Annotated in this window: 1 protein-coding gene; it reads right to left on the bottom strand. The window is 71.8% G+C overall.

The genetic code is table 11. The annotated features are described in order from the left end of the window. The coding region (locus tag ACSNN9_RS28565; RefSeq protein WP_436676405.1) for a condensation domain-containing protein at positions 1 to 660 on the bottom strand (660 nt) is incomplete at both ends.

Here is a 660-nt window from a genome sequence, read left to right on the forward strand (position 1 = left end):
ACGGGGTGGTCGGGTCGGGCGCCGTGGCGTAGGAGTTGGTGGGCGAGGTGGTTGGACCACTCGTCGAGTTCCCGGTACGTCAGCGCCCCCGCCCCGTCGACGATCGCCGTCACGTCCGGATGCCGCGCCGCCGCGTCGGCCACCAGCCGCGGCACACACCCCAGGTCACCGGGCGGGACCGCGACCGGGCTGGCGGTCAACGCGTCGGCGAGTCGTTCCCGCTGCGCGTCCGTGACCGCGACCACGGTGGACAGCGGCCGGTCCGGCTCGGCCAGCACGGCCGCCACCAGGGCCCGGTAGCTGTCGGCCAGCTCCGCCATCGTCGCGGGCTCGTACAGGTCGCAGGCGTAGTCGAAGAACACCCGGACCACGTCCGGCTCCACCTGCACCTGGACGGCCAGGTCGAACTTCGCGACCCCCTCGTCGATCGGCAGCGGCCGCATCGTGGCGGTGTGCAGCGGTGCCGCATCGGTGCCGTCCATGGTCGTGAAGACGGTTTGGATGAGGGGTGGGGTGTGGCGGTCGGGGGTGGGTCGGGTGCCTTCGACGAGTTTGTCGAAGGGGATGTCCTGGTGGGTGACGGCGTGCATGAGGACGGTGCGGGAGTGGTGCAGGAGTTGGCGGAAGGTGTGGTGGGGGTGGATGTCGACGGCGAGGGGG

It is taken from the genome of Micromonospora sp. URMC 107, assembly GCF_051386315.1.
Taxonomy (GTDB): Bacteria; Actinomycetota; Actinomycetes; order Mycobacteriales; family Micromonosporaceae; genus Micromonospora.